Consider the following 22,265-nt stretch of genomic DNA (forward strand, 5'->3'; position numbering starts at 1 on the left):
TTCCACGGCGGCCGCCGTGCCAGAGAACCTGGTTCCGGACGGACAGCTCCTACGACGAGTCCGCGTTCACCGCTGCCGAGCTCGCCTTCGCTACCGAGCTCCGTGAGCGCGCCGGTACCTGGAACGTCCCGCTCGCCCACAGCCGGGTGGGACGCCCCGCGGACGACTCGTCGCTCCGTCCTGCGGAAGCCCGTCGAGCGACACGAGTGGGAGCATGACGGGCAGGTGGCTCTGTACGCGAGCAGCGGCGTCGTTCTGTTTCCAGGGTGACGAGGCGTGATGCCCTCCGGGTGGGAGTCCTTCGCGATTCGTCCACGTCCGGGGACGGCCGTGTTCAGCGCGTCGAGGCCCGCACCGCGTCGTCCCAGGCATGGGGGCTGCGGTAGTGGTGCCTGTGTCCCGCAACGAGGACGGACCGGAGTTCCGGGAGATGCGGGGTGTCCGCGGGGAGATGCAGTCGCGCGAGGAGAGCCAGTGCGGCCGTCGGCTCCAGGTCGCCGTAGACGTCGTGGTAGCCGGCCAGCAGGCCCTTGAACAGCGGCACGTGCAGTGCGGGGAGCCGCACGGCGGTGTCGTATGTCTTCTGCTTCACGGGCCAGGGCACGGGGCCCGAGCAGGCCAGAACCCTGCCGGCACGGCGGATCACGGCGTCCTGTCCCTCCTCCACGACCTGGTCGATGTCGTTCCCGAGCACCTCGGCGAAGGCCGTTGCGGCGGTGTCGCGATCCTCGAACCAGTCGACCCAGAGCGAGTAGGTGACGGCCTCGGCATCCCGGGCCGCCTCCAACCGTCGGCGATAGCCGTCCCACAGCACGTCGGCGGGCAAGGGCCCGTCCGAACCCCGGTCCGCGAACCGGATCTCGCACGTCACCCAGTAATCGTCGAGAAGGTCCAACATCCCGAAGGCCAGCCGTACCTGCTCGGCCACGTCCAGGCGCTCGTCGGTGAACACCTCCCCGGCCCAGGAGTGCGCGACCTCGTTGGCAGTGAGCGGTCGGCCCGGCACCTCGGCGTCGACCCATCCGTCACCGGTCTCGACGATGCCCCACTCGGCGAGCCACCTCCGGGCGTCCTCCACGGCTTGCGTTATCACGCGAGAAGTATGACAAGTCGCGGGGAGGCGTCCGGCCGCTCTGCGTGACTCCCGAACTCATGGCCATCGATCACGGCGGCGGCACGGGCAGCGACTCCCAAGGTCGTCAACAAACGGCTCCCGTTCTCGTGCCCGACCCACCCGCGTCGTGCACGTCAGAGGCCGGACCACCGCCTGACGAACGGTCGGCAGGCATGCGGAAGCCGCCACACACCCTGGGACCTGGGGCGTGTGGCGGCTTTCGGGAAGCTCGGAGGCGACTCAGCGCTCTTCGGCGAGGGCGGCGCCGGCGGGGACCTGGGCCGGGACGGGGATGGTCGCGGCGGGCTGCGGCGCGCGGTTGCGGACGCCGATCAGGACGGCGGCGACCGCCGCGGCGACCAGCATGCCGATGCCGCTGATCAGGGCGCACACGTGCAGGGCGTCCGTGAAGCTGGCGCCGTACGCCGACATCGCCTTGCCGGTCGATGCGGGCGAGTCGAGGTGGAGGAACGCCCCGGCCTGGATGCCGACGTGCGAGACGAGGCCGCTGACGTGGCCCTGGTCGGCGGGGTTGAGGCCCGACGCAGCGAGGTGCCCGGGCAGGGCGGCGAGCGTACGGCCGGTGAGGACGGCGCCGAAGACGGCGGGGCCGAGCGCGCTGCCGATCTGGCGGAGGGTGCTGTTGGCGGCGCCGGCGGTGCCGGCGTGCTCGCGGGGGAGGCTGTTGATCGCGATGGTGGTGATCGGCGCGATGGCGAGGGCGATGCCGAGGCCGAGGACGGCGATGATCAGGGCGGCGGTGGTGGTGTCCGTCGTGGCGTGGAAGAGGCTGACGCCGAGCGCGCCGATGCCGCCGATGACGAGGCCGGCGACCAGGACCAGGCCCGGGCCGACGCGGTTCATCAGCCGTCCGACGAACGGGGCGAGGACCACGGTGACGCCGTTGAGGGCGAGCAGACGGATGCCGATGTCGAGGGTCGAGGCGTGGTGCACCAGGCCGAAGTACTCGCTGACCGCGAAGACCAGGCCGACCTGCGCGAACAGGGTCACCGCCATGACGAACGCGGCGCCCGAGAACGCCCGCGACCGGAACATCCGCAGGTCCAGCATCGGGCCCGAGGACCGCAGCTCCACCGCCACGAACGCGAGGAACCCGACCGCGGCCACGGCGAATCCGGCGAGCGCCTTCGGGGCGGTCCAGCTGGTGCTGCCGCCCTCGATCACGCCGTACACCAGGCCGGTGATCGCGACGATCGCCAGCAGTTGGCCCGGCACGTCCAGGTGCGGGGTGCGCGACGCCCGGGTCTCCTCCAGCAGGAACGCGCCGGCGACGAGGACCACCAGGCCGATGGCCACCGCGGGCAGGAAGATCCACCGCCAGCTCAGGTGCTCGGCGATCAGTCCGTTGATGATCGGGCCGAGGGTCAGGCCGAGGCCCAGCGAGGCGGTCCACAGGGCGATCGCCCGGGCCCGGCGGCCATGGTCCGGGCAGACGTGGCTGATCAGAGCCAGCGTCGACGGCAGCAGCGCCGCCGCACCGACCCCGGCGAGGGCCTGGCCTACGCAGACCAGCACCACGTTCGTCGCGGCCAGACACAGCAGCGACCCGGCGCAGAACAGGCCGAGGCCGGCCAGGTACACCTTCTTGCGCCCGTACCGTTCGCCGAGCACGCCGCAGGTCAGCAGCAGCGCGGCGGTCGGCAGGATGAACGCGTCGGTGACCCACTGGAGCTCGACGGTGGACGCGTCGAAGGCCCGCTGGATCACCGGCAGCGAGGTGGAGACACCGACCACGGGCAGGTACGCGGTGAACACACCGAGACAGGCCAGCAGGATGGTGAGGTTGGTCTGGCGGGCAGTTCTCGACCCGGGCGAGGACTGCGACGAGGCAGAAGAAGCCGTTGCCGACATGATGACCTCTAACGATGGAGGCAGGAGGTGGCCTGCACGGAAGGGCGGGAAACGTCCGGAGGGCCCGCGCGGCGCGCGTGCCGTCCGTTAACGGGAGGTTTCCGGGGACCGTATACCGGTCTGCCGCCGCTGGGATGGCCTCAGGAGCGCAACATAAGCTGAACCGCCGTGCGTGCTGCGCGCCCCACCCCGACGTCGCGCGAACTCGCCCGGTCGGCAGGCGTGTTGTGACTACAGTGGGCACGGTCAGCTGGACCGGTCGACAGGGGTGGGACATTGGACGTGCAGATCTTCGTCGCCGACGGACACGGCGAGGACCTGTCCTCGCTGTATGAGTGGCTGCTCGGCGAGGACGAGCTGCGCGGACTGGTCAGGCTCGGCCGGCGGCCGATCGGTGAGACCGAGCTCGGCTCGGCCGTGGACCTGATCACCGTGGCTCTGGGCGCGGGAGGGGCGGGCTCGGTGCTGAGCTCGGCGCTGACCACCTGGCTGAGCGCCCGTCGTACCTCGGCCAAGGTCACCGTCGAGGTCGGCGACCGGTCGGTCACCTTCGAGATCGACACGGTCCGCGACGCCACGGCACTGCTGGAGCAGGTCCTGCGGGCCGACCGGGACGACGCCACTGGCCGCCACGACGCCGTCGGGGACAACGCCGGCCGCAATGCCTGAGGCGGGTCCGCCGCCGGGGTCGCACGCGCTGCTGATCGGCGTCCCGGAGTACGAGCACCCGGAGTTCCCGCAGGTCCCGGCGGCACGTACCAGTGTGCGGGCGATGAGGGACCTCCTGCTCGACGGTGCGCTCTGCGGCTGGGGCGAGCACCAGGTCACCGTGGTCGACCGGGTCTCCTCGCCCGCCGACCTCGCCCTGCGGGTCGCCGACGTGGCCGAGGCGACCACCGGCACCCTGCTCCTCTACTACGTCGGCCACGGGATGCTCTCACCGGCCGGCGACCTGTGCCTGGTGATGCCCAGGACGCGCCCGGACCGCCCGATGATCACCGGCCTGGCGTGGACCCACGTCGCCGAGGCGCTGAGGCTGAGCCCCGCCAAGACCAGGATCACCATCCTGGACTGCTGCTTCGCGGGCCGGGCCATCGAGTTCCTCACCACCGGCGGCCAGGCACTGGCCCACCTCGCGGACGTCCAGGGCGTCTACACCTTGACCGCGACCACCCGCAATCGCACCGCGCACGTCCCGCCGCCGGAGGAACAGGGCAGCCGCCCCACCTCCTTCACCGGGGAACTCTGCGACCTGCTGCGCACCGGCATCCCCGGCAAACCCGCCTGGCTGACCCTCAACGACATCTATCCCGTCCTGCGGGCCAGACTGCAGGAGAAGGGCCTGCCCCTCCCGAACCAGCGCGGCACCGACACCGCGGGCGCGGTCGTCCTCGCCCGCAACGCGGCCCCCGCACCCGCCCGCACCGAGCCGACGATCAGCGGGAACACGCCGCTCCTCGACGCGGACACCCCGTTCGAGGAGCGCGTGGACGCTGTCGTGGCGGCCTGGGCAAGCCGCGGACGGGGCCGAGACTGGCTGGTGTCCGGAACCGCGTTCTTCGCCCTCTACCTCTGGTGGCACGACACCCGGCACCACGCCCGGGGAGGCGACGACCTCACCCGCGCGTACGTGGACGCCTGCCACGCGTCCATCGGCGGCAGCCACGGCTGGGACGCCCTGCTCCGCACCCGGGTGCGCTGCCGCTGCCACGGTGAGAGGTGGCGGATGGAGAACATCCGCATCTGCCTCGGCTGCCTGCGGTACCAGTGCCTGGACGTCGACGGAACCCAGTGCACGGCCTGCGGCGGCCACCTCGTCGGCTAGGCAGCCCCGGGTGTTGGCCCGGAGTCACTCGTCGGCCGCGGCCGCCTCCTCGAGCCACACCCCGATCAGCTCGGACGAGCGAAGTGAGTCCGCGTGCCGATGGTGCGGTGTCCCGGTCAGCGTGTGCCAGATCGACAGCCCCTCCGCGTGCGCCGACCGGGCGTCGTCGTACCGGCCGAGGGCCCCGAGGCGTACGGCGAGGTTGTCCAGCGCGGTGGCGAGCTCGTGCACGGCAGTGTCGGGCTGGCGGCGTGCTGCCTCCCGGTACAGCTTCACGGCGTCGGTGGCGGCGTCGAGGGCCTCTGCCGTCCGCCCCACGTCACCCAGCCGATTCGCGAGGTTGTTCAAGGCCCTGGCCCGCTCCGGTCGGCTCCGCTGCAGGACCGGGACCGACTTCGACTGGTAAATCTCCACGGCTTGGCCGGCCGGTTCGAGGGCCTCTGCCGGTCGGCCTGCTTCGGCGAGCAGGTTGGAGAGGTTTGTCAGCGCGAGTGCGACATCGGTGGCACGCAAGGCAGGATCCTCCCACTGCGCAGCCCGCAGGAGGGCGACCGCCTCGACGGCGGCCGCCAGGGCCTCTACCGGTCGGCCCGCTTCGCGAAGACGCACAGCCACGTTGTTCAGCGACCTGCCTAGTTCGGGGAGGAAGGCCGGCGGGTCGCCCTCGGCGAGTCCACGGAGCACCTGGACAGCTTCGTTGCCTGCTTCGCAGGCCGCCTCCGCCAGGCCCGTCTCGGCCGACCGATCGGCCAGCGCGACAAGTGCTCGGGCAAGCGGCACGCTGAAGCGGTTGGGGTCCTGGCTCGCCAGTGTTCGGAGTCGATCCACCTCCCGTCGGACGACTGCGAGGTCCTCCGATCGGAGGTGGATCGACTCCGGCGGGGCCGGCGAAATGAGGTCGAAGGCTTCGAGAAGCTCGTCGGCGGTCGGCCGGCCCGCGGGTTCGGGGCTGAGGCACCTCCACAGCAGCGCGGTGACGTCGGGGTCGGGCCCTGCGCTGGCGGCTGCCGCCATCGTCGCGGTGTCGGGGCGAACCTCGTGCCACCGACCGGTGGCGAGGGCGATCAGCACCGCCCCGACGGAGTACATGTCGCCCTCGACGGTCGGCCCCGGCACCCCGACCAGCTCCGGTGCCACTGTCGGGTCGCCTTCGCGCCGCAGGGCCCGCGCGGGGGACGACTCCGCCACGTAGAGACGGTTGCGCTGGAATCCTGCCCGGTAGCGGCTGTGCCTGCCGTCGATCGAGGCCGTGATCCATCCGATCAGCTGGACGCCGTCGTCGGTCGCCAGGACCGACCGCGGTGTCATGGCGCCGTGCACCAGGCCCAGCCGGTGCGCCCGGCTGACCGCCGCAGCCAGGCCGCGGCCGATCTGCAGGAACCGCTCGGCCGGGACCTGGGCACCGTCTCCCTCGTACAGGTCCTGCAGGTTCGCGGCGGGTGCCGCGTCCGCAGCAGTACCACTCCGGGCGCAGGCGGCCGCCAGCCAGGGGGCACCCGACCCGGGAGCCGCCTGCCAGTCGAGCAGGGCGGGGGCCGATTCCCCCTGCATGCGCCGCAGGCATTCCGCCTCGGTGTGGATGATCGCCCGGGCCATGTCGGGGTCGGCCTCGTACAGGCGCTCCGTGGTGCGCACGGTGGCCAGTTCGCCGTTCGGCCCCCAGGCCAGGTAGAGCGACAGCGCGTTCCAGCCACGACGGTTCTGTGCGATCAGGGTGAACCCGCCGAGGCGTGCCGGCGGGTCGATCGGCGTCCAGTCAGGGGACAACGCGATCGGTTCGACGGCCGGGGCCGCGGCCGAGGACGTGGCCCCGGCCGTGGCGGCCGACGAGTCGGCTTCGGCGGCAGCCGACCGGTCGTCCGACGTGGGACCGGCGGGAGGCACCCCGAGGCGTCCCAGCAGGCGGTCGGTCATCCAGCCGAAGGACGGCTCGCCGTCCGTGATCAGAGCGGAGCCGCCGGGGTGGCCGACCCACGCGGGAAAGTCGGGGGACCGGCCGACCGCCGCTTCCAGGCGTTCCGCGACCTCCCGCGTCGTCCGTAGCAGTTCGTGCGGCGCGAGCGCCCCGAGCAGGCCGCTCCGGATCTCTGGCGCGAAGTCGAACTGCCGCTGGTGCGGCGGCAGATCCGCGGGGGGCGGGCCGATCTGGTGCATCAGTCCGCCCAGGAACACTTCCGCCAGGTGCCCGCTGTCGATCTGCTTGCCCAGCGCGCCGCCGACCAGCCGCATCACCGGTGGGGTCACCGGCGCGACGGCCGCGAGGTGCGCGGCTAGCCGGTAGGCCTCCGGCGTCGCGGCCGCCCGGAACCGCAGGACGGTGTCCGCCTCCTGCTCGGCCGGCGCGGGCGGACTCGGCGCCCGCCCGTCGCTCCAGAGCGGGAGCAGCGCCCCGGCGCCCGGCGCGGCGAGGAGCCGTGCCCAGGCGGCGACGGCGGAGGGAGTCGGTTCGAGCACCGGCACCGGGACGGATGCGAAGTCGGCCAGTCCCGAGGGGAGCACGGGGTCGGAGACCCGCCAGTCGGCGGTCGGACCGCCACGGCGATGCGACCTGACGTGCCACGTTCGGGCAGCGATGCCCGACCCGCGCCAGAGCCGGGTGGGCAGCGTGTGCACGACGGCGGTCGGGCCGCAGCGGGCCCACTGGTCCACCGCCTGGCGCATGCGGCCGTCACGCCATGCCTCACCCACACCGTCGCTGACCACCAGGACCAGGGTCTCGCCCGTGGGGTCGCTCAGGCTCACGGGCGGTCGGCGGGGCCCGCCCTCGAGGTAGGGCCTGGCGCTCACCGAGGGCGCCCCGGCGGTTCGGGTGTCGAGCCCGTAGACCCTGACGTCACGGAACGCACCCGCCCGCTCCATCAGCTTGCGGATCTCGGAGGCGAGTCGCTGCCACAGCACCATCGAGACACCGTCGTCGACGACCAGGGCCAGCGAGAGCCAACGGGTCCGCTGCGGCCGGGTGACCGTGACGGGCAGCCCGGTCTCGGCCATGGCGGCCACCGTCCGGGCGACGTCGAGTTCGGGACGGCGGAGGTCCGGGAAGCGTTGCCGCAAAGGGCGCAGCGACCTGCCAGAGCGGAGGTCGCTGGCCTCCATCACACGTGTGTCCGGCACGCGGGCGCCGTGCGCCCTGGCCTCCGCCGCGTGCCCTGCCGGCTGTTCCGCACGCACGTGCAGGGGCCGCTCGGTCGGGTCGGCCGCGGTTTCCTGGGATAGCTGCTGTTCTGTGTCCGAATTGTCGGGGCGCGCGGAGGCGGTCGGATCGGGGGCTTCAGGGGACGGTCCGGGCTCAGCGCCGACGGCGGCCCGGGCCACCGGGCCGGTGCCGCAAGGTAGTGTTCCGGCGAGCCACAGCGCGTCGAGGAGCTCCTCTTCGGAGAGCTCGACCCCGGCGTTCGCCAGTACCTCCCGCAGCCGTCCGAGCATCTCTCAGACCGCTCCGCCCAGTTGGTGGAGTACAGCTTCCAGCAGCCGTCCAGCGTCGAGGTTGACGCCGCTCTGCCGAAGGAAGACGGCGTTGAGCAGTTGGTCCGTGGCGAGTTCGCCGGGCGCCCGGCGGCCGAGGAAGTGGCCGACCAGGTCGTCGATGTCGCCCAACCCGTCCCGGCCGAGGTGGGCGGCGACGATGTCGCGCAGACGGTCCTCGTCCGGCTCGGGCAGGTCCAGTCGGACACAGCGCCGCAGGAATGCCGGCGGGAAGTCGCGTTCCCCGTTGCTGGTGATCACCACCACAGGGAAGGCCTCACAGCGGATCCGTCCGCGGCTGACCGCGACCGGACGGTCGATGTCGTCGGTCTGGACCTCGACGGGGTGGTCCCCGTCGGCCAGGCGGACGAGTTCCGGAATGGCGAACTCGCCCTCCTCGAACACCGTGAGCAGGTCGTTGGGAAGGTCGACGTCTCCCTTGTCCAACTCGTCGATCAGCAGGACCCGAGGGCGGTCCCGCGGCACCAGGGCGTTGCCCAGCGGCCCGAGTCGGAGGTACTGGCCGACATCGGGTTCCCGGCCCTGGCTGTCGCGGCGGAGGTTGGCCTCGCGCAGGCGGCCGACGGCGTCGTACCGGTAGAGGGCGTCCTGCAGGGTGGAGCGGCTGTTGACGGGCCAGTGGAGGACGCGGCCGAGTGCCAGCTCGTGCGCGACGGCGTACGCCAACGAGGACTTGCCGGTGCCGGGATGCCCGGTCACCAGCAGAGGTCGCCGCAGGTGCAGGGCCGCGTTGACGATGTCCGCCTCGTCGGGGCCGATGAGGTAGGGCCGGGGAGCATGACCGGCCGGCTCCGTGGTTCCGAACCGCCGCCACGGCGGGGCCGGGGGGAAGGCCGTCGCCCTGGTCGTCCCGTCGCCCCGGAACAGCCTCCAGGCGTCCTCGGGTCGATCGGACTCGCCGGCGGCGCCGAGCTCAGTCGTGGTCATGATGGCGTGTTCTTCCTTCCGGGGTCCATCAGGTGCAGCGGCTCGGGCACGGGATGGCTGCTGCCGTCCTCCCACACGAGGGACGGGCGCGCCGGTCTGGCTCCGGCCTGGGCGAAGGTCGCGCTCCGGAAGACCCGGAGCCGTTCCACGAGGTCGGGCAGCGGGCCGACCGGTTCGAGCGGGCCCAGCCTGTCGGCGTCCTCGAAGTTGACGGCTTGACGGTCCCACAGGATGACCGGCACCCCCAGCGCAAGACAGCACGTCAGAAGGGTCGCCCGCTGATCCGGTGGTCCGTGCAGGACCACCCGGGCGGTGTCCCGGTGGTCCGTCTGCAGCCGGTGGCGAAGCTGCACCGCGGACGCGGTGGTACGGTCGGCGGTCAACGTCGCCGACGAACCTGCGGCCCAACGGCGCTGCTGGTCGGCCTCTCGCTTGGGCACGATCTCGCTGATCTCCGGGCAGCTCAGCGTGACGTGGTAGTCCGCACCGATGGGCTGGCCCGGGAGGAGCTCGTTGGGCGCGCCCGGGTTCCACTCGTCGACGGCCAAGTGGAGCCCCTGGCGGTCGACGAGGACGGTCACCCACGGCACGTCATTCCCGTCACGCCCCCAGCTGGGTTCGACGACCATGGACTCCACCGCGTCCTGAAGGCAGCGGGCGATCTCCTCGGGGGTCCGAGGCACCGTCTCCGGCTCGTGCAGGAAGGCGTGCGTTCCGTCCGTTCTCACCAGCAGGATCCGGCAGGTGTAACGCTCGTCGGCGGCCCCCGGGACGCCGGTCAGCTCCATGACCACGCGGCTCACCGGCGACAGCGGCCTGGACGCCCATCGGTGGGCGTCGGCACGTCGCTCGCCGATCGCGGTCCGGTGGATTCCGGTCCGGTGCGCCACCGTGTCGGACCAGGAACGCAGTTGGTCTCCGGCGGCCGCGTCCACGGCGGCCGCGACGTACTCGACCACCTTCACCAGGGCCGGCACCGACGGGCTGCCCGCCGGGACCTGTTCACCGTCGGGCATCGCCTCCAACCCCCCGACGGCGGAGTCCAGGTCGTCGACTGAGAACCCCGGCCGGGTCAGCGCCTCCGGGAGGACGGCATAGCGCAGGGCTTCTCGCGACGCGTGCGGGAGCAGCGTGGGGCGCTCCTTCAGGATCCGACCCAGCAGGTCCAGCAGGCGGTCGTACTCGTCGACCGACAGCAGCGGGGATCCCAGCAGGGCCCGGGCGCGGACCAGCAGGCGGGCGACCCCTGCGCGGTGGGCCTCGCCGACGGCCCCTACCAGGGTGCCGCTGAGCGAGGCGAGTCCACGCGGATGCGCGGCGACCATGGCGGTCAGGTGTCCGATCGACGGCTGCGCGTTGCCGGGTATCTTGTAGCCCAACGTGGAAGCCAGCGAACGGTACTGGGCGGCAAGGGCGTCCGGTGCGGGAAGCCATCTCCACAGGGCGGCCTCGATCTCGCGCTCCCAGTCGCTGTACTCGGACGCCGGACGCTCCGCGGGCAGCGCGGCCCCGATGTCGACCGGACACGGCAGCCCGGCGCCGTGCTCGGCGAGGACCTGCGCGAAGCAGCTGTCCGCCGTGAGAGCGTGGGCCGGCGCCGCCCGGAGCCGCCCGGGGCCGAACCCTTGGCCCGCCCGGATCACCACGCCGACCAGGTGGTCGTCGCAGAAGACCGCGGCCCCGGAGGCTCCCGCCCAGGGCGTCCTCCCGTCGGGCCTGGCGTCGGGCACCGGGTCCTGGTCCAGCACGTAGCGGTGCGCAGAGCCGGACGACAACGGCGGGAGTTCACCGCGCAGGTGCTCCACCTCGCGCTCACCGACGACGCCGGCCAGCGGGAAGCCGAGCCCTTCGTACCGAAGCGGCGCCCGCCCCACGGGCCGACCCCAGCGGACGGGTCCCTCGATGCCCGTGTCCGCGCCGAGCAACAGCAGGGCCATGTCCAGGGTCGGGTGGTCCCAGACCTTCTCCACCTCGGCGTCCAGTGTCGTGCCGCTGTTCGGGTGGCCCAGCCGTACGCGGATCTCCGGCCAGCGCGACCGGCTCTCGTCGTCCATCAGGATGTGACTCGCGGTCAGTACCAGCCGCGGGGCGATCAGGTAGCCGGACCCGGTGCTCCGTTGCTTCCCGGTCGATCCGGAGCGGATCAGCGCCAGTCTGCGCGGATCCATCTCACTCCTCGTCCCAGTTCCTGACCTCGTTGTCGCTGATCTCCGGGTCGGAATTGCCGGCGGCACGGTCGCGGATCGCGAGCTTGAGCGTCAGCTTGTGGGTCCGGACCGTGGTGTGCTCGCCGGCCGCCCCCACGGCAGCGACACCGAAGGTCATCTTGCCGTCGGCCTTGCCGCTGTCCCGCAGCTCCAGCAGGAGTTCCAGCTGGGCCTCGTTGACGATGAAACCGAACTGCTGCCGGGCGCCCTGGTCCTGAGCCTCGTACAGCTCCTGTCGCAACTCCTCGAGCGCCGCAGCCAGCCCGATGTCCGCCATTCCCGCCCCCAGTACTGCAGGCCGCTCCGTGGCGGCACCTGACGTCGCGCCACGTTACAGCGCGTAGGAAGGGTGTCGTCAAGCGGTGACCGGAGGCCCTGGCAGCCCGAGGCCCCGTGGTCGGCCGGCCCGCGGGACAGACGCAGGATCCGCCACACGCGGAACGCCGCGACACTACGCTTCGGTGACACGGCGCCAGCGGTGTGCGGGGCCGCCGTGGCGGGCTGGGGGGACGCGTGGGTGTCGAGTTGATCACGTTGGCGACAGCGGCCGGGAGGGCTGTGTCGCAGGCTGCCGGTACGGGGGTCTGGGACGTCTTCCGCGACCGCGTTGCCCGGCAGTTCGGACGACCGGGGAGGCGTCCCGGCGACCGTGCGGCAGCACTGACACAGCTCGACCGCACGGCCGGTGACCTGTTCGATGCCGGACCGGGCCGCGCCGGAGCGGCGCAGGAACGGGCAGCGGCGGCATGGGCGCTCCGCTTCCTGGAACTGCTGGAGGAGACCGTCGGCGCCGATCGGAGTGCGCTGATCGCCGCCCTGCAGGAGCTGGTGGACCTGGCCTCGCATCCCACCGACGATCGGGACCCGGCCGGGTCGCGGTCCCCGAGCGAGGAGGAACCGGCTTCTGACCCCGTCACCACCACGATCGTCACGTCGAACGGAACGGTCGCCGCCCATCACATCCACGTATCGACCTCCACTGCGCCCAGTCGTCCGCTGCTGGTCGGCGTGGTACCGCTGCTGGCCTCGGCCTTCCAGCCCCGTGAGAGCATTCGCCACGAGATCGACCGGTCCGGCGGGCAGCACGCCACCGGCACCCAGGTGCTGTCCGGCCCCGGAGGAGTGGGCAAGTCCCAACTCGCGGCTGCCCTTGCCCACCAGGCTCGCGGGCGGGACGTGGACGTGGTGGTGTGGGCGGACGCCACCGAGACCTCACAGATCGTCACGACGTTCGCTCGAGCTGCACGGCAGGTCTGGGTGCCCGACGCGACCGGGGAGGACCCGGAGCACGACGCGCGCGCGTTCCTGAACTGGCTCGCGGTGACGGACTCGACCTGGTTGGTCGTCCTTGACGACCTGACCGATCTCGGAGCCGCAATGCCGTGGTGGCCGCCCACCCGGGCGGGGTCCGGACCCCGAGGACGCGTGCTGGCCACGACCCGACTTCGCGATGCGCGCCTCTCGGGCGCTGGCCGAACAGTCATCGATGTCGGCACCTACACTCCCGCCGAAGCGTTCGCCTACCTGCACGAGCGAATGTCCTCCGCCGAAGCCACCCATCTTCTCGACACGCAGGCGGCTGATCTGGTCGGTGCCCTCGGCGGACTGCCCCTGGCCCTCTCCCGGGCTGCCGCCTTCATGATCAACGAGGACATTGCCTGTCGCGACTACCTCCGTCACCTCACGGGCCGCGCAGGACGTCTGGATCGCCTGCTCCCGCGAAGCGCCGACACCGAGGGTTACGGCCGGAGAATCACCGCTTCCCTGCTGCTCACCCTGGACGCCGCCGACCGGTACGGACCCGTGGGCCTGGCGGTGCCTGCCCTTCGCCTCGCCGCCCACCTCGACCCCGCGGGCCATCCCCAGGCACTGTGGGCCACCAGCGCCGTGACCGACTACCTCACTGCCCACCGCACCCCGTCGCGGCCCCGCGTTCACCGCCCGGACCCGGTCACCTCCCAGGATGCGCGGGACGCGCTGCGCCTGCTCCACCGCCACGCCCTGCTCACCCACGCGACCCGCGACACCGACCGTGAGGTGCGACTGCACGTCCTGACCGCGCGTGCCGCCCGGGAGAGCACCGCGGCCGCGGACCTTCCCGCGATCGTCCGGGCGACTGCCGACGCACTTCTCGAACTCTGGCCCGACCCCGGAGTCCGGGCGCCCGAGCTGACCGCGGTTCTGCGCGCCAACACCGCCGCCCTCGCCGACTTTGCCGGCAACCTGCTCCTCGGCCACCCGATCCTGCTCGCGGCCCACCGGGGCCCCCGCTCGCACGGTCCCGCTGATACACCCCCCACCAGGAACCTGTACGGGCTCTTCCCGTGATGCCCCAGCGCCGGGAAGCCAGGGCCCGACGCTGGCGCGGCACGGACCGCCGAGCTCGGCCGCACGGAGTCGGAGACGGTGTGCCCAGTCGGCGAGCAGCCAGTGCGACGCCGAGCCCCGCGCAGGTCAGTGGCGGTTGCCTCGGGGCTTGAGCGCGAGGTTGGGGAGTTCAGGAGCGGGGAGGCGGTCGCCCGGGTAGCCGTGGACCTGGCCGTAGCGGTCGCTCTGCTGCTGCCAGTCGTCGCGGGCGCGGGCGATGTCCTCGTGGGTGCGGCCGATGAAGTTCCACCACATATCACGTGGTTGGCGCTTCTTCCCAGCTCAGGGGTATGGCCGACCATCCGGGGTCAGCAAAAGCTCAGCAAGGTACCCGGGGGATCGACAACCATCGCCACCATCAACCTCGTCCGCGGCATGGGCAGCTTCTTCAAGGACTGTGAGCACCCCGAGAGCCGGTGGCCGCGCTGCCCGCACGAGTGCAAGATCCGCTACCGCAACGCCGCCGGGCGGCAGGCCGAGGAATCGGGCTTCGCCACCCAGGAGAAGGCGAAGGCGGATCAGGGGTTACACCAAGATCTGCTGCGCCACTCAGCGGGACGCGATCGGGCGGGGCTGCCGAGCGCAACGGCAGCCCCGCCTCGGCGCGTTACACGCGATGCTGCTGCCTGGGCTGAGGAGGTGTCCGTGCGCTGAAGACCCAGACCCCTTGCGACACGGTCGCGCCGAGCACCCTGCCCTGGGTGCGGAGCCAGGGATGGTTGTGCTGGAACGGTGCGAAGTTGTCGTTCGACACGACGATGCCATTCACCTGCGCTGCAATGTCCAGGACCAGGGCATCGCCGCGGCCCTCCGTGCCCGCCGGAGGCTGGACCACGCTACCGGCGTTGATTGCCTGGTCGACGGCCTCCCGTTCCTCGGGTGCCACGTCATGGCGGAGCGTGGCATCGACCACCACGTGAACGGACCTTCCCGGGTACTGACGCCTCAGTTCGAGGATGCCTTGCTGCAGACGGGCCATGCTGGGGCGTCCGCCTGCCTGACGGCTCGGCGCGGATACCCAGGCCATATTCGAACCGTCCACCACCAGTGGAGGATTCTCCTCCCGTGGCGTGGTTGGCGAAGCAGCACCGGAGACGGACTGTCGGCGCGTCGGGGGTGTCGGCTTGGGGACCAGCGGCTGGTGTGTGGGCTTGGGGGGCTCGGCGGGCCCTCGGGACTTGACCGTCGTCAGGGCATCGAGTTCGCGGGCCACTTCCGACGGCACGCCGGTGCCGCCGAAGCTGTCCACGGTCTGGTCGAGCACCGGTCGGTCGATGCCCTCCACCCATGCTTTCACCTGCAGCAAGCCATCGGCGTCGTAGGTATAGCGGAGACGGAAGTCGCGGCCCTGGCTGCCGCTGCCCGGAGGGTAGGTCAGCGTCAGCGTGTCCAGCTTGACGTTGTCCTGGTCCGTGAGCGGCAGGTCAGGATCTCCTTCCCAGACCTCGATCTTCAAGCTGGTGTCACGCGCACTGTGCGGGCTGTAGGACCTCTCCAGCTCGCGGGGCAGTGGGTTGCGCCGGGGAATCACCGTGCTGAACTTCTCCCGGCCGTTGGAGTCCTTCACCCGTGTACCCAGCGCGTGGCTGTTCACCACCTGGACAACGCCCTTGAGCTCTCCGTCCAAGGTGGCGGCCGCGATGGCGGCACCGCGGGCCACTGCGGTGAGGGGGTCGCACTTGGCAGAGTCCACCAGATCGCAGTCGAGAGCATCGGCCACCGCCTCGCGTACGGCGGGGATCTGACTGCTGCCACCGATCATGAGTACGGCAGTGATCTCGTCGGGCTCCATTCGGAGATCCGCGAGGCACTCCTCCACCGGATCCAGAGCCCGCGTGATCAAATCATCGATCTCATTCTCGAAGTCGCCCTGATGGATCTCCACCATCTCGCCGTCCGGGGTGGGCACGAGGACCGAGGGCTGCTTGGAAAGCAGGATCTTCGATCGTTCGATGTCCAGCGCGAACTGCCGCTGCTGCGACGGTGACCAGCGGCGCTGCCGCGGCGCTCGTTCCAGGACCATCCGCTTCAGTCGCTCGTCGAGCTCGATGCCGCCAAGCCGGTTGACGCCGCGGGAGGCCTTCTCGTCGAGGAAGCGGAGCCTGCTGTCGTGGACGAGGACAGTGGCGTCCATGGTGCCTCCGCCCCAGTCGAAGACGAGGAACTGGCCGTCCGCGGCCCCTTCAGGTAGGCCGTGCACGTAGGAGATTGCTGCCGCGGTGGGCTCGTTGAGGAGCGCCTTCACCTTGATTCCGGCGAACTTGGCAGCCTCCCGGGTTCTGAACCGGGCAGCACCCGTTGCGTTGGCGGGCACGGTGACCACGGCACTGTCGATGGTGGTCGCGGCCTCCCGCTCGGCAAGCTCGGCCATCTTGCGGAACACTCCCGCTGCCACCGTGGTGGCGGCGAACCGCCGACCGGCGACCGTGACGAACTCCTCGGCACGCAGCAGCCGCTTGCACGCCTCCACGGCCTCCTCCGAGCGGAGTTTGGCCTCCCAGCCGAAGAGCGTGCCTTCACGAAGTGAGCTGGTGCCGACCACTGAGGGGAAGAGCAACTCGAAGCCGGGCCGCCGCCAGTCCGCGTCCAGCCCGTAGGCGCCGAGCTCCAATGGCTCGACGTACTCGCCGTTCCACTGGGCCACCACCGAGTTGGTGGTGCCGAAGTCGATGCCGGTCGTCGTCACTGCTCTTCACCTCGCGCTGACTCGTCATTTCCCGGCGCGTTGTTGTGCCCGGCGGGGGCTGCCGGTCGGCGGCGCAGCTGGCCGCCGAGGACGGTCTGCCCCGTGACCTCGTCGAGATAGGCCGGACGGATGACCTCCAGCACATCGCCCTTGCCCTCCGTGATGACGAAGAGTTCAGCGCCGTCCACCGGGTCGGTGACGCGGCGCAGACCGAGCTGGGAGAGGTGCTCGTCGGCGGTGCTCCGCATGACGTCCGGGATGCCTTCCTGCCCCCATATACGGGCGTCGATCTCGCAGATACGACCGGCGAACTGTGCCCGGGTACGGAATTCCGCCAGAACGGCCGAGCGGACGGCGGAGGCAACAGCGGCGGAGGCGCCCGCGGCCTGCTGCTCCGCATCCTGGGACGCCAACGCTGCCGGAATTGCTTCGGCCAGGCGGCGCACGAGCGTGCCAGCCTCCAGCGGCTCGGTCTCCTTGCGCCAGGCCGACTCCGGACCGGCCCCCGAGGTCGGCTGTCCGCCGGGTACGGCCGTCGACATCAAGGGGTTGGTGACAGTCTTCCGCCGACGCCTCCCGGTCGCTTTGGTCGAAGGAGGTTGGGGATCTGCTCGCACCTGTCCGCAGTGCGGACAAGGCCGGTGCGGGCGAAGGTCTTTCGGAACCCTCTGGTTCTGCTTTCCGGGCTTGTGCCGGCGAGGGATGTACATGGGTGCGGTCCTTGATGGGGAGCAGGTGCGGGGGACGATCCCGAGAACTCGACAAGGCTCGGAGGGACGGTGCTTGGAACGAACATCCTGTCAGGTTCGCTGACGATGGACGCGGGGCGGAGACGTCAGAAACCCATCGAGAAGCTCGACCGCCGCGTCCGCCCTGATGCCCTCCGTCTCCTCCGTGGTGAGCTCCGCAGTACGCCGTCCCAACGGGGCCAATGGCGGTACGAGGAGATCCGATCGCTCGTCGGGGTCCTGGTAGGGGGCTTCGTCATGAGGGACGAAGAAGACGCCAGCTTCGGTCTCACCATTCCGCAACACCGACTCGATCCGGGTTCGGATGTCGTTGAGCCGGGCCCGTTCCTCGGTGTCGCGCTGCTCGACCGCCTCGGCCGTGAGCTCGCGGTAGAGATCCTCCCAGCTGAGCATGCCGTGCGGGACACCGAGCTCCAGGAAGGGATTGGCAGCCGGGACGCGGTCGTTCTTCTTGGTGGCCCGGCGGCGCTCGACCACCATCAGGTTCGACTCCAACCGGTGCCGGCCGGCTTCGGCCTGTTCCGACAGGAGACTGCCCTCCGACGCATACAGTTCCAGGGCCCTGGTGAGGATGCGTTCGGCCTCCTGCAACCGGTCGTCGCAGAACGCCAGGTAGGCATTCAGATTTTCCACCTCGGCGCGGTACTGAGGGGGCGCAGCACCAACCTGGAGCAAGCGGGTCACCTGAGCCTGGGCTGCTTCGAGGTCACCGATGCTGATCAATGCCCTGGCCCTGCGCAGGCCCGCCCACGCATGGAACTCACTGAGGCGGCCGTGGATGACTCCGCCGGGGCGCCAGAGGGTTTCCATGAGCAGCCACAGGCCACGATCGGCCAGCAAGTGGGGTGGCCAACTGCCCAGAGTGCAGTAGGACCTGAGATCACGGAGTGCCACCCGCTGGGCATCCGGCAGCAGTTGGTCGAGGTCATTGAGGTGATGGGTCTCACCGACCGTGAGCTGTTCGAGATAGTCGTAGAGGTCCGGGGCGTCGTCGGCCGTGGATTCGTCGACGGGTAGCACCCAGCCGGAGCGGAAGGCTTCACGGCGTTCGTAGGCAAGCCAGCCCAGTTCCTCGGCTTCGGCCGCCGTGAGGAGTTCCGGTGCTGTCCTGGCCCGCAGATAAGCGGCCTCGTCCGAGGGCCGCAGGTCCCAGGGGTGGTCGGAGTGTGTGACTGCACCACTGTCGATCAGCGTGTCCAAGGCAGTGGGCGAGAGCGTCGGAATCAGGCTGGGAATGTGCCCGCGAAGACCGCGGCTGGTCCGCCGGGTCACGAGGGACACGAAGAGCTCGTAGGCGGGACCTGCTCCGCCCGGATGCGGAGTGTGGGCCAGCCTACGGTCCGGAGCGGTCGAGCAGAGGATGCCGAGACGGATTGCCGCCTCGGGCGTCAGCCACTCGATCCCGGCCTCGCGCAGAGCGCGAAGGTGCCGGAGGACGTCTTCGGGGACGCAGGTGCGCAGCAACTGGGGAAGTGCCGGCACCAAGGCGTCGTCAGGTTCGCCACCGAGCGCCTTCACGGCCGCCGCGCGGTGGAGGATCAGGTGCGGTGCGGCCGCGTCGGATGATTTGAGGACGGCCTGGAGAACGGTGGTGATGGCATCGACGGCGCCCTGGCCGTTGATGCCTGCCAGGCGCCATCGGCGTAGTGCGAACCCGCTTGCACGGTTACCGGCTTTCTGGCGCCGCCGTTCCTCCTGTGCGGCGAGGCGCCGAACCTCTGCGGCATTGGCATGCTGTTCGGCAAGGACTGGGTCAGCGGCGATTTCCACGCGGGCAGGTTACTGAATCCGACGTGAGCGGCGCGAGGTGTTCTGCGTATCGGATGCTAGGGCGCCGACAGCTGCTCTCGGACATATCCAGACACGATGGTCCGACATATTGCTCGTCCGCGGAGCATCATGAACTCGACATGCAGGTGGATCTTGGTCACCCGAGGTGAAGGAACTGCGCCAAGGCCCGAGCCGGTTGGCCGGGGGTGCCTCGCGGGGCACCCGACGGGACCCTTACGGGGTCGCGTTAGCAGTATCAACACGATACTTGATTGCGACTGTGAACGGCGTGTACAGTATGAGTCATGACGTCTCCGGACGATGCCGCCCCCGCAGTTGTAACGGCCGCCGACATCGCGCGTCTGGCAGGTGTGACCAGGGCTGCCGTGTCCAACTGGCGTCGGCGGCATACAGACTTCCCCGCACCTGCCGCCGGTACGGCCACTAGTCCGCTGTTCTCCCTGGCGGAGGTCCAGCAGTGGTTGGACGAGCAGGGCAAAGGCCAAGAGAGCTCCGGGGAGGTCGGTCTCTGGCATCTCCTCCGCATGCGCTTCGGCGACGACACGGCGTCCGCGCTGGGTGCCGTCGGGCGTTATTTGGCGGATCAGGGGTCGGATTCGTCGTCCGAACCACTGGACGACGCGCTCCTGGCCGCTGTTGATGAAATGGCCGCGGAGCGCTCTCCCGGTGAGTTCTTTTCGAACCTCGTTGACCGCCATATCGCCTCCACTGCCCGAAGCAGCGGTGAGGCGATGTCGACACCGCGGCTTGCCCGGATCGTTGCCGAATTCGCGGCACCGGTCGGCGGGACGATTTTCGACCCGGCCTGCGGCAAGGGGAGCCTTCTTCTCGCAGTCGGCGCGGTCGGGGATTCCGCCATCGGCATCGGCCAGGACCTTGACGCCGGCTCCGTGGAACTGGCAGCTCTGCGGGCACAGCTCGTGAGCGGCAAGGAGGTCGAGGCGGCCGTCGGTGACTCGCTGCGAGAGGACCGCTTCCCCGACCTCCGCGCCGATCTGGTCGTCTGCGAGCCACCAGTGGCCGTGTCGGACTGGGGAAGGGACGACCTTCTGCTCGACTCGCGTTGGGAGTTGGGCGTGCCGCCGCGCTCGGAGGGCGAGCTCGCCTGGCTCCAGCACTGTTACGCGCACACGGCACCCGGCGGGCGGGCGTTGATCGTGATGCCCGCTTCCGTCGCCTACCGCAAGGCAGGCCGCCGCATTCGTGCCGAACTGCTCCGCCGGGGCAGTCTCATCTCCGTCGTCGCCCTGCCGGCCGGTCTCGCCGCGGCCCACGCACTGCCGCTCCATCTCTGGATCCTGCGTCGGCCCGCGGAGGACGAGAGCGGAGTCCAATGCGTTCGTATGATCGACCTCTCCGGGGAGGATCCCGATCGCGTGGGCCGGCCTGCTGGCGAGCACACCCTGGACGTTCCGGTGGTGGATCTCCTCGACGAGGAGGTGGACCTGAGCCCCGGCCGGTACATCGCAGCCGTCGGCGTCGACGTCCTGGCCGAGTACACCGAAAAGCGTGCCCGGCTGCTCGCGCTCGTCCAGGAAATGTCCCTCCTGCTGCCGGAGCTTCCTGCCGGGCCCGGACGTTTCGAGACCGCCACAATCGGTGTGGGCGCTCTGATCCGAGGGGGTCTGGTCGAACTCGACGGCGCCTCCGCTCTCTCCAGCACGCCCCAACTCGACAGTGATTATCTTCGAGGCTTTCTTCGAAGCGCTGCCAACACCCGACGCAGCACGAGTGCCACCGGCACCTTCCGATCCGACGTCCGCAGTGCGCAGTTGCCACAGATGGACATCGAGCGCCAGCGGGACTACGCCGACTCCTTCCGCCGCCTCGCAGCTTTCGAGCAACTGCTCCGCGAGGCTGCCGATCTCGGAGCCCGCGCAGCTGGTCTCGCCTTCGACGGCCTGACCAACGGCGCCCTGCTGCCCGCCCGCCGCGATTCGGCAACGATCACGGAACGAGACCAGGAGACCAGCGGAAAGTGACACGCACCGTTGGTAGTCTCCCAAGATCGATCGGGGACGGATCATGACCACCGGCACGGGGGCTTCGACCCGTCGGCCGGGGACAGGGGTACAGGTGCTGCAGCCGCTCGGTGCAACGGACCCGCAGCAGATCGCCGGATTTCGGCTGGTCGGCAGGCTGGGCCGGGGCGCCATGGGTGTGGTCTATCTCGGCTATCGATCGGCACGCCCGGTGGCCGTCAAGGTCATCAAGCCCGCGCTCGCCGACGACCCGTACTTCCGGCGGCGCTTCGCGCAGGAGCTCGAAGCCATCCGGCGGGTGGGCGGCTTCCACACGGCGGCCCTCGTCGACGCAGACCCGGAGGCTGCGCAGCCGTGGATCGCGACCGAGTACGTCCATGCGCCCTCCCTGCTCGCCCTGATCGAACAGCACGGAGCGGTGAGCGCGGTCGGGGCCTGGTGGCTCGCGGCCGGGCTCGCGGACGCTCTGATGCACATTCACTCCGTCCGGCTGCTCCACCGGGACCTCAAGCCCGCCAACGTGCTGGTGGCGTCCGACGGCGTCAGGGTCATCGACTTCGGCATCTCGCACGTGAGCGGTCTCACCGGGCTGACCACGGTCGATGCAGCGCTCGGCACGCTTGCCTACATGGCGCCGGAACAGGCCGCGGACTCCCGCAGGGCGAGCGAGGCCGCGGACGTGTACAGCCTCGGTGCGACGCTGGTCCATGCCGTCACCGGTCATGTCCCGTTCCATGCGCAGTCGGTGGCCCAGCGCACGCTTGATGTGGAACCAGATCTCGAGGGCCTGCCGGCAGAGCTGCACGACCTCGTCGCGCACACGCTGGCCTTCGAGGCAGAGGACCGGCCCACGGCACAGAGTGTGCTTGAGGAGGCGATGGAACGGCTGGTGGATCAGGGACTCCCGATCGGGAGCCAGGCGTATCCGCCACTGCCCGCCGCATTTCTGGCCGGCCTCCGCGAGCACGAGGCCGCCCCGCCGGCTCCCGTACCGACGGCGCCGGCCTCGAGACCTGCGGTGCATTCGTTCGGCCTGCCCCAGCAGGAGCAGTCAGACCGTGCTCACGCAGGCGCCTGGGCCGAACGGTGGCGCGACCGCATCAGCGATCGCCGCGCCGACTACGGAGGATGAGAACCACGATAGGCACGCATCACAAGCCCACGGCAGCCACCGAGACCGCCGAAACCACGGCAGCCCAGGAAGCCCCGGTAACCACGTAAGCCGCGATAGCCGGCAGGCAGACGACATCAGCACAGCA

Annotated in this window: 14 protein-coding genes and 1 pseudogene; 5 read left to right on the plus strand and 10 right to left on the minus strand. The window is 70.7% G+C overall.

The window, feature by feature from the left end:
- Nucleotides 1–334: 334 nt before the first annotated feature.
- Together ACGFX4_RS19110 and ACGFX4_RS19115 are read right to left on the minus strand one after the other, a co-directional pair.
- Nucleotides 335–1,093: a hypothetical protein gene (locus tag ACGFX4_RS19110; RefSeq protein WP_393075486.1), complete on the minus strand. Its 759-nt coding sequence runs from the start codon at nucleotides 1,091–1,093 to the stop codon at nucleotides 335–337.
- 261 nt (nucleotides 1,094–1,354) lie between these two features.
- Nucleotides 1,355–2,986: an MFS transporter gene (locus tag ACGFX4_RS19115; protein WP_393075489.1), complete on the minus strand. Its 1,632-nt coding sequence runs from the start codon at nucleotides 2,984–2,986 to the stop codon at nucleotides 1,355–1,357.
- A 282-nt stretch (nucleotides 2,987–3,268) separates the two neighbouring features.
- Here ACGFX4_RS19115 and ACGFX4_RS19120 point away from each other — a divergent pair, with 282 nt between their 5' ends.
- Both ACGFX4_RS19120 and ACGFX4_RS19125 read left to right on the plus strand, forming a co-directional pair.
- Nucleotides 3,269–3,655: a hypothetical protein gene (locus ACGFX4_RS19120; protein WP_393075694.1), complete on the plus strand. Its 387-nt coding sequence runs from the start codon at nucleotides 3,269–3,271 to the stop codon at nucleotides 3,653–3,655.
- The gene (locus tag ACGFX4_RS19125; protein WP_393075491.1) at nucleotides 3,648–4,811 is read left to right on the plus strand and encodes a caspase domain-containing protein; all 1,164 of its coding nucleotides are present in this window, start codon (nucleotides 3,648–3,650) and stop codon (nucleotides 4,809–4,811) included. The genes ACGFX4_RS19120 and ACGFX4_RS19125 overlap by 8 nt, the downstream gene beginning before the upstream one ends.
- 24 nt (nucleotides 4,812–4,835) lie before the next feature.
- On the opposite strand, the gene ACGFX4_RS19130 is transcribed toward ACGFX4_RS19125, so the two are convergent.
- The 4 genes from ACGFX4_RS19130 to ACGFX4_RS19145 are packed head-to-tail and all read right to left on the minus strand — an operon-like array spanning nucleotide 4,836 to nucleotide 11,708.
- Nucleotides 4,836–8,237, minus strand: a complete 3,402-nt coding sequence (locus ACGFX4_RS19130) for an SAV_2336 N-terminal domain-related protein (RefSeq protein WP_393075494.1) — start codon at nucleotides 8,235–8,237, stop codon at nucleotides 4,836–4,838.
- Nucleotides 8,238–8,240: 3 nt separating this feature from the next.
- Nucleotides 8,241–9,224, minus strand: a complete 984-nt coding sequence (locus ACGFX4_RS19135; protein ID WP_393075497.1) for an AAA family ATPase — start codon at nucleotides 9,222–9,224, stop codon at nucleotides 8,241–8,243.
- Nucleotides 9,221–11,392 carry a hypothetical protein gene (locus tag ACGFX4_RS19140; protein ID WP_393075500.1) on the minus strand — a complete coding sequence of 724 codons (2,172 nt, stop codon included), beginning with the start codon at nucleotides 11,390–11,392 and terminating at the stop codon, nucleotides 9,221–9,223. Before ACGFX4_RS19140 ends, ACGFX4_RS19135 begins: the two co-directional genes overlap by 4 nt.
- 1 nt (nucleotide 11,393) lies before the next feature.
- Nucleotides 11,394–11,708, minus strand: coding sequence for a trypco2 family protein (locus ACGFX4_RS19145; RefSeq protein WP_393075502.1), 315 nt, complete (start codon nucleotides 11,706–11,708; stop codon nucleotides 11,394–11,396).
- Nucleotides 11,709–11,944: 236 nt separating this feature from the next.
- Between ACGFX4_RS19145 and ACGFX4_RS19150 the strand changes: the two genes are divergently transcribed.
- Nucleotides 11,945–13,759, plus strand: coding sequence for an NB-ARC domain-containing protein (locus ACGFX4_RS19150; RefSeq protein ID WP_393075504.1), 1,815 nt, complete (start codon nucleotides 11,945–11,947; stop codon nucleotides 13,757–13,759).
- A 126-nt stretch (nucleotides 13,760–13,885) separates the two neighbouring features.
- Here ACGFX4_RS19150 and ACGFX4_RS19155 read toward each other — a convergent pair.
- The 4 genes and pseudogenes from ACGFX4_RS19155 to ACGFX4_RS19170 form a co-directional block, all read right to left on the minus strand.
- Nucleotides 13,886–14,053: pseudogene (locus ACGFX4_RS19155) on the minus strand (pirin family protein); the annotation flags it as partial.
- A 352-nt stretch (nucleotides 14,054–14,405) separates the two neighbouring features.
- Nucleotides 14,406–16,484, minus strand: a complete 2,079-nt coding sequence (locus ACGFX4_RS19160) for an Hsp70 family protein (protein WP_393075506.1) — start codon at nucleotides 16,482–16,484, stop codon at nucleotides 14,406–14,408.
- Nucleotides 16,481–17,026 carry a hypothetical protein gene (locus tag ACGFX4_RS19165; protein ID WP_393075508.1) on the minus strand — a complete coding sequence of 182 codons (546 nt, stop codon included), beginning with the start codon at nucleotides 17,024–17,026 and terminating at the stop codon, nucleotides 16,481–16,483. Before ACGFX4_RS19165 ends, ACGFX4_RS19160 begins: the two co-directional genes overlap by 4 nt.
- Before the next feature lie 258 nt (nucleotides 17,027–17,284).
- Nucleotides 17,285–19,003 carry a hypothetical protein gene (locus tag ACGFX4_RS19170; RefSeq protein ID WP_393075510.1) on the minus strand — a complete coding sequence of 573 codons (1,719 nt, stop codon included), beginning with the start codon at nucleotides 19,001–19,003 and terminating at the stop codon, nucleotides 17,285–17,287.
- A 305-nt stretch (nucleotides 19,004–19,308) separates the two neighbouring features.
- Between ACGFX4_RS19170 and ACGFX4_RS19175 the strand changes: the two genes are divergently transcribed.
- Together ACGFX4_RS19175 and ACGFX4_RS19180 are read left to right on the plus strand one after the other, a co-directional pair.
- Nucleotides 19,309–21,006, plus strand: coding sequence for an N-6 DNA methylase (locus tag ACGFX4_RS19175; protein ID WP_393075512.1), 1,698 nt, complete (start codon nucleotides 19,309–19,311; stop codon nucleotides 21,004–21,006).
- Nucleotides 21,007–21,049: 43 nt separating this feature from the next.
- Complete coding sequence (locus tag ACGFX4_RS19180) at nucleotides 21,050–22,138, plus strand: serine/threonine-protein kinase (protein WP_393075516.1); 1,089 nt, start codon at nucleotides 21,050–21,052, stop codon at nucleotides 22,136–22,138.
- Nucleotides 22,139–22,265 lie beyond the last annotated feature (127 nt).

Source organism: Kitasatospora sp. NPDC048365 (assembly GCF_043200835.1).
GTDB classification, from domain to species: domain Bacteria; phylum Actinomycetota; class Actinomycetes; order Streptomycetales; family Streptomycetaceae; genus Kitasatospora; species Kitasatospora terrestris.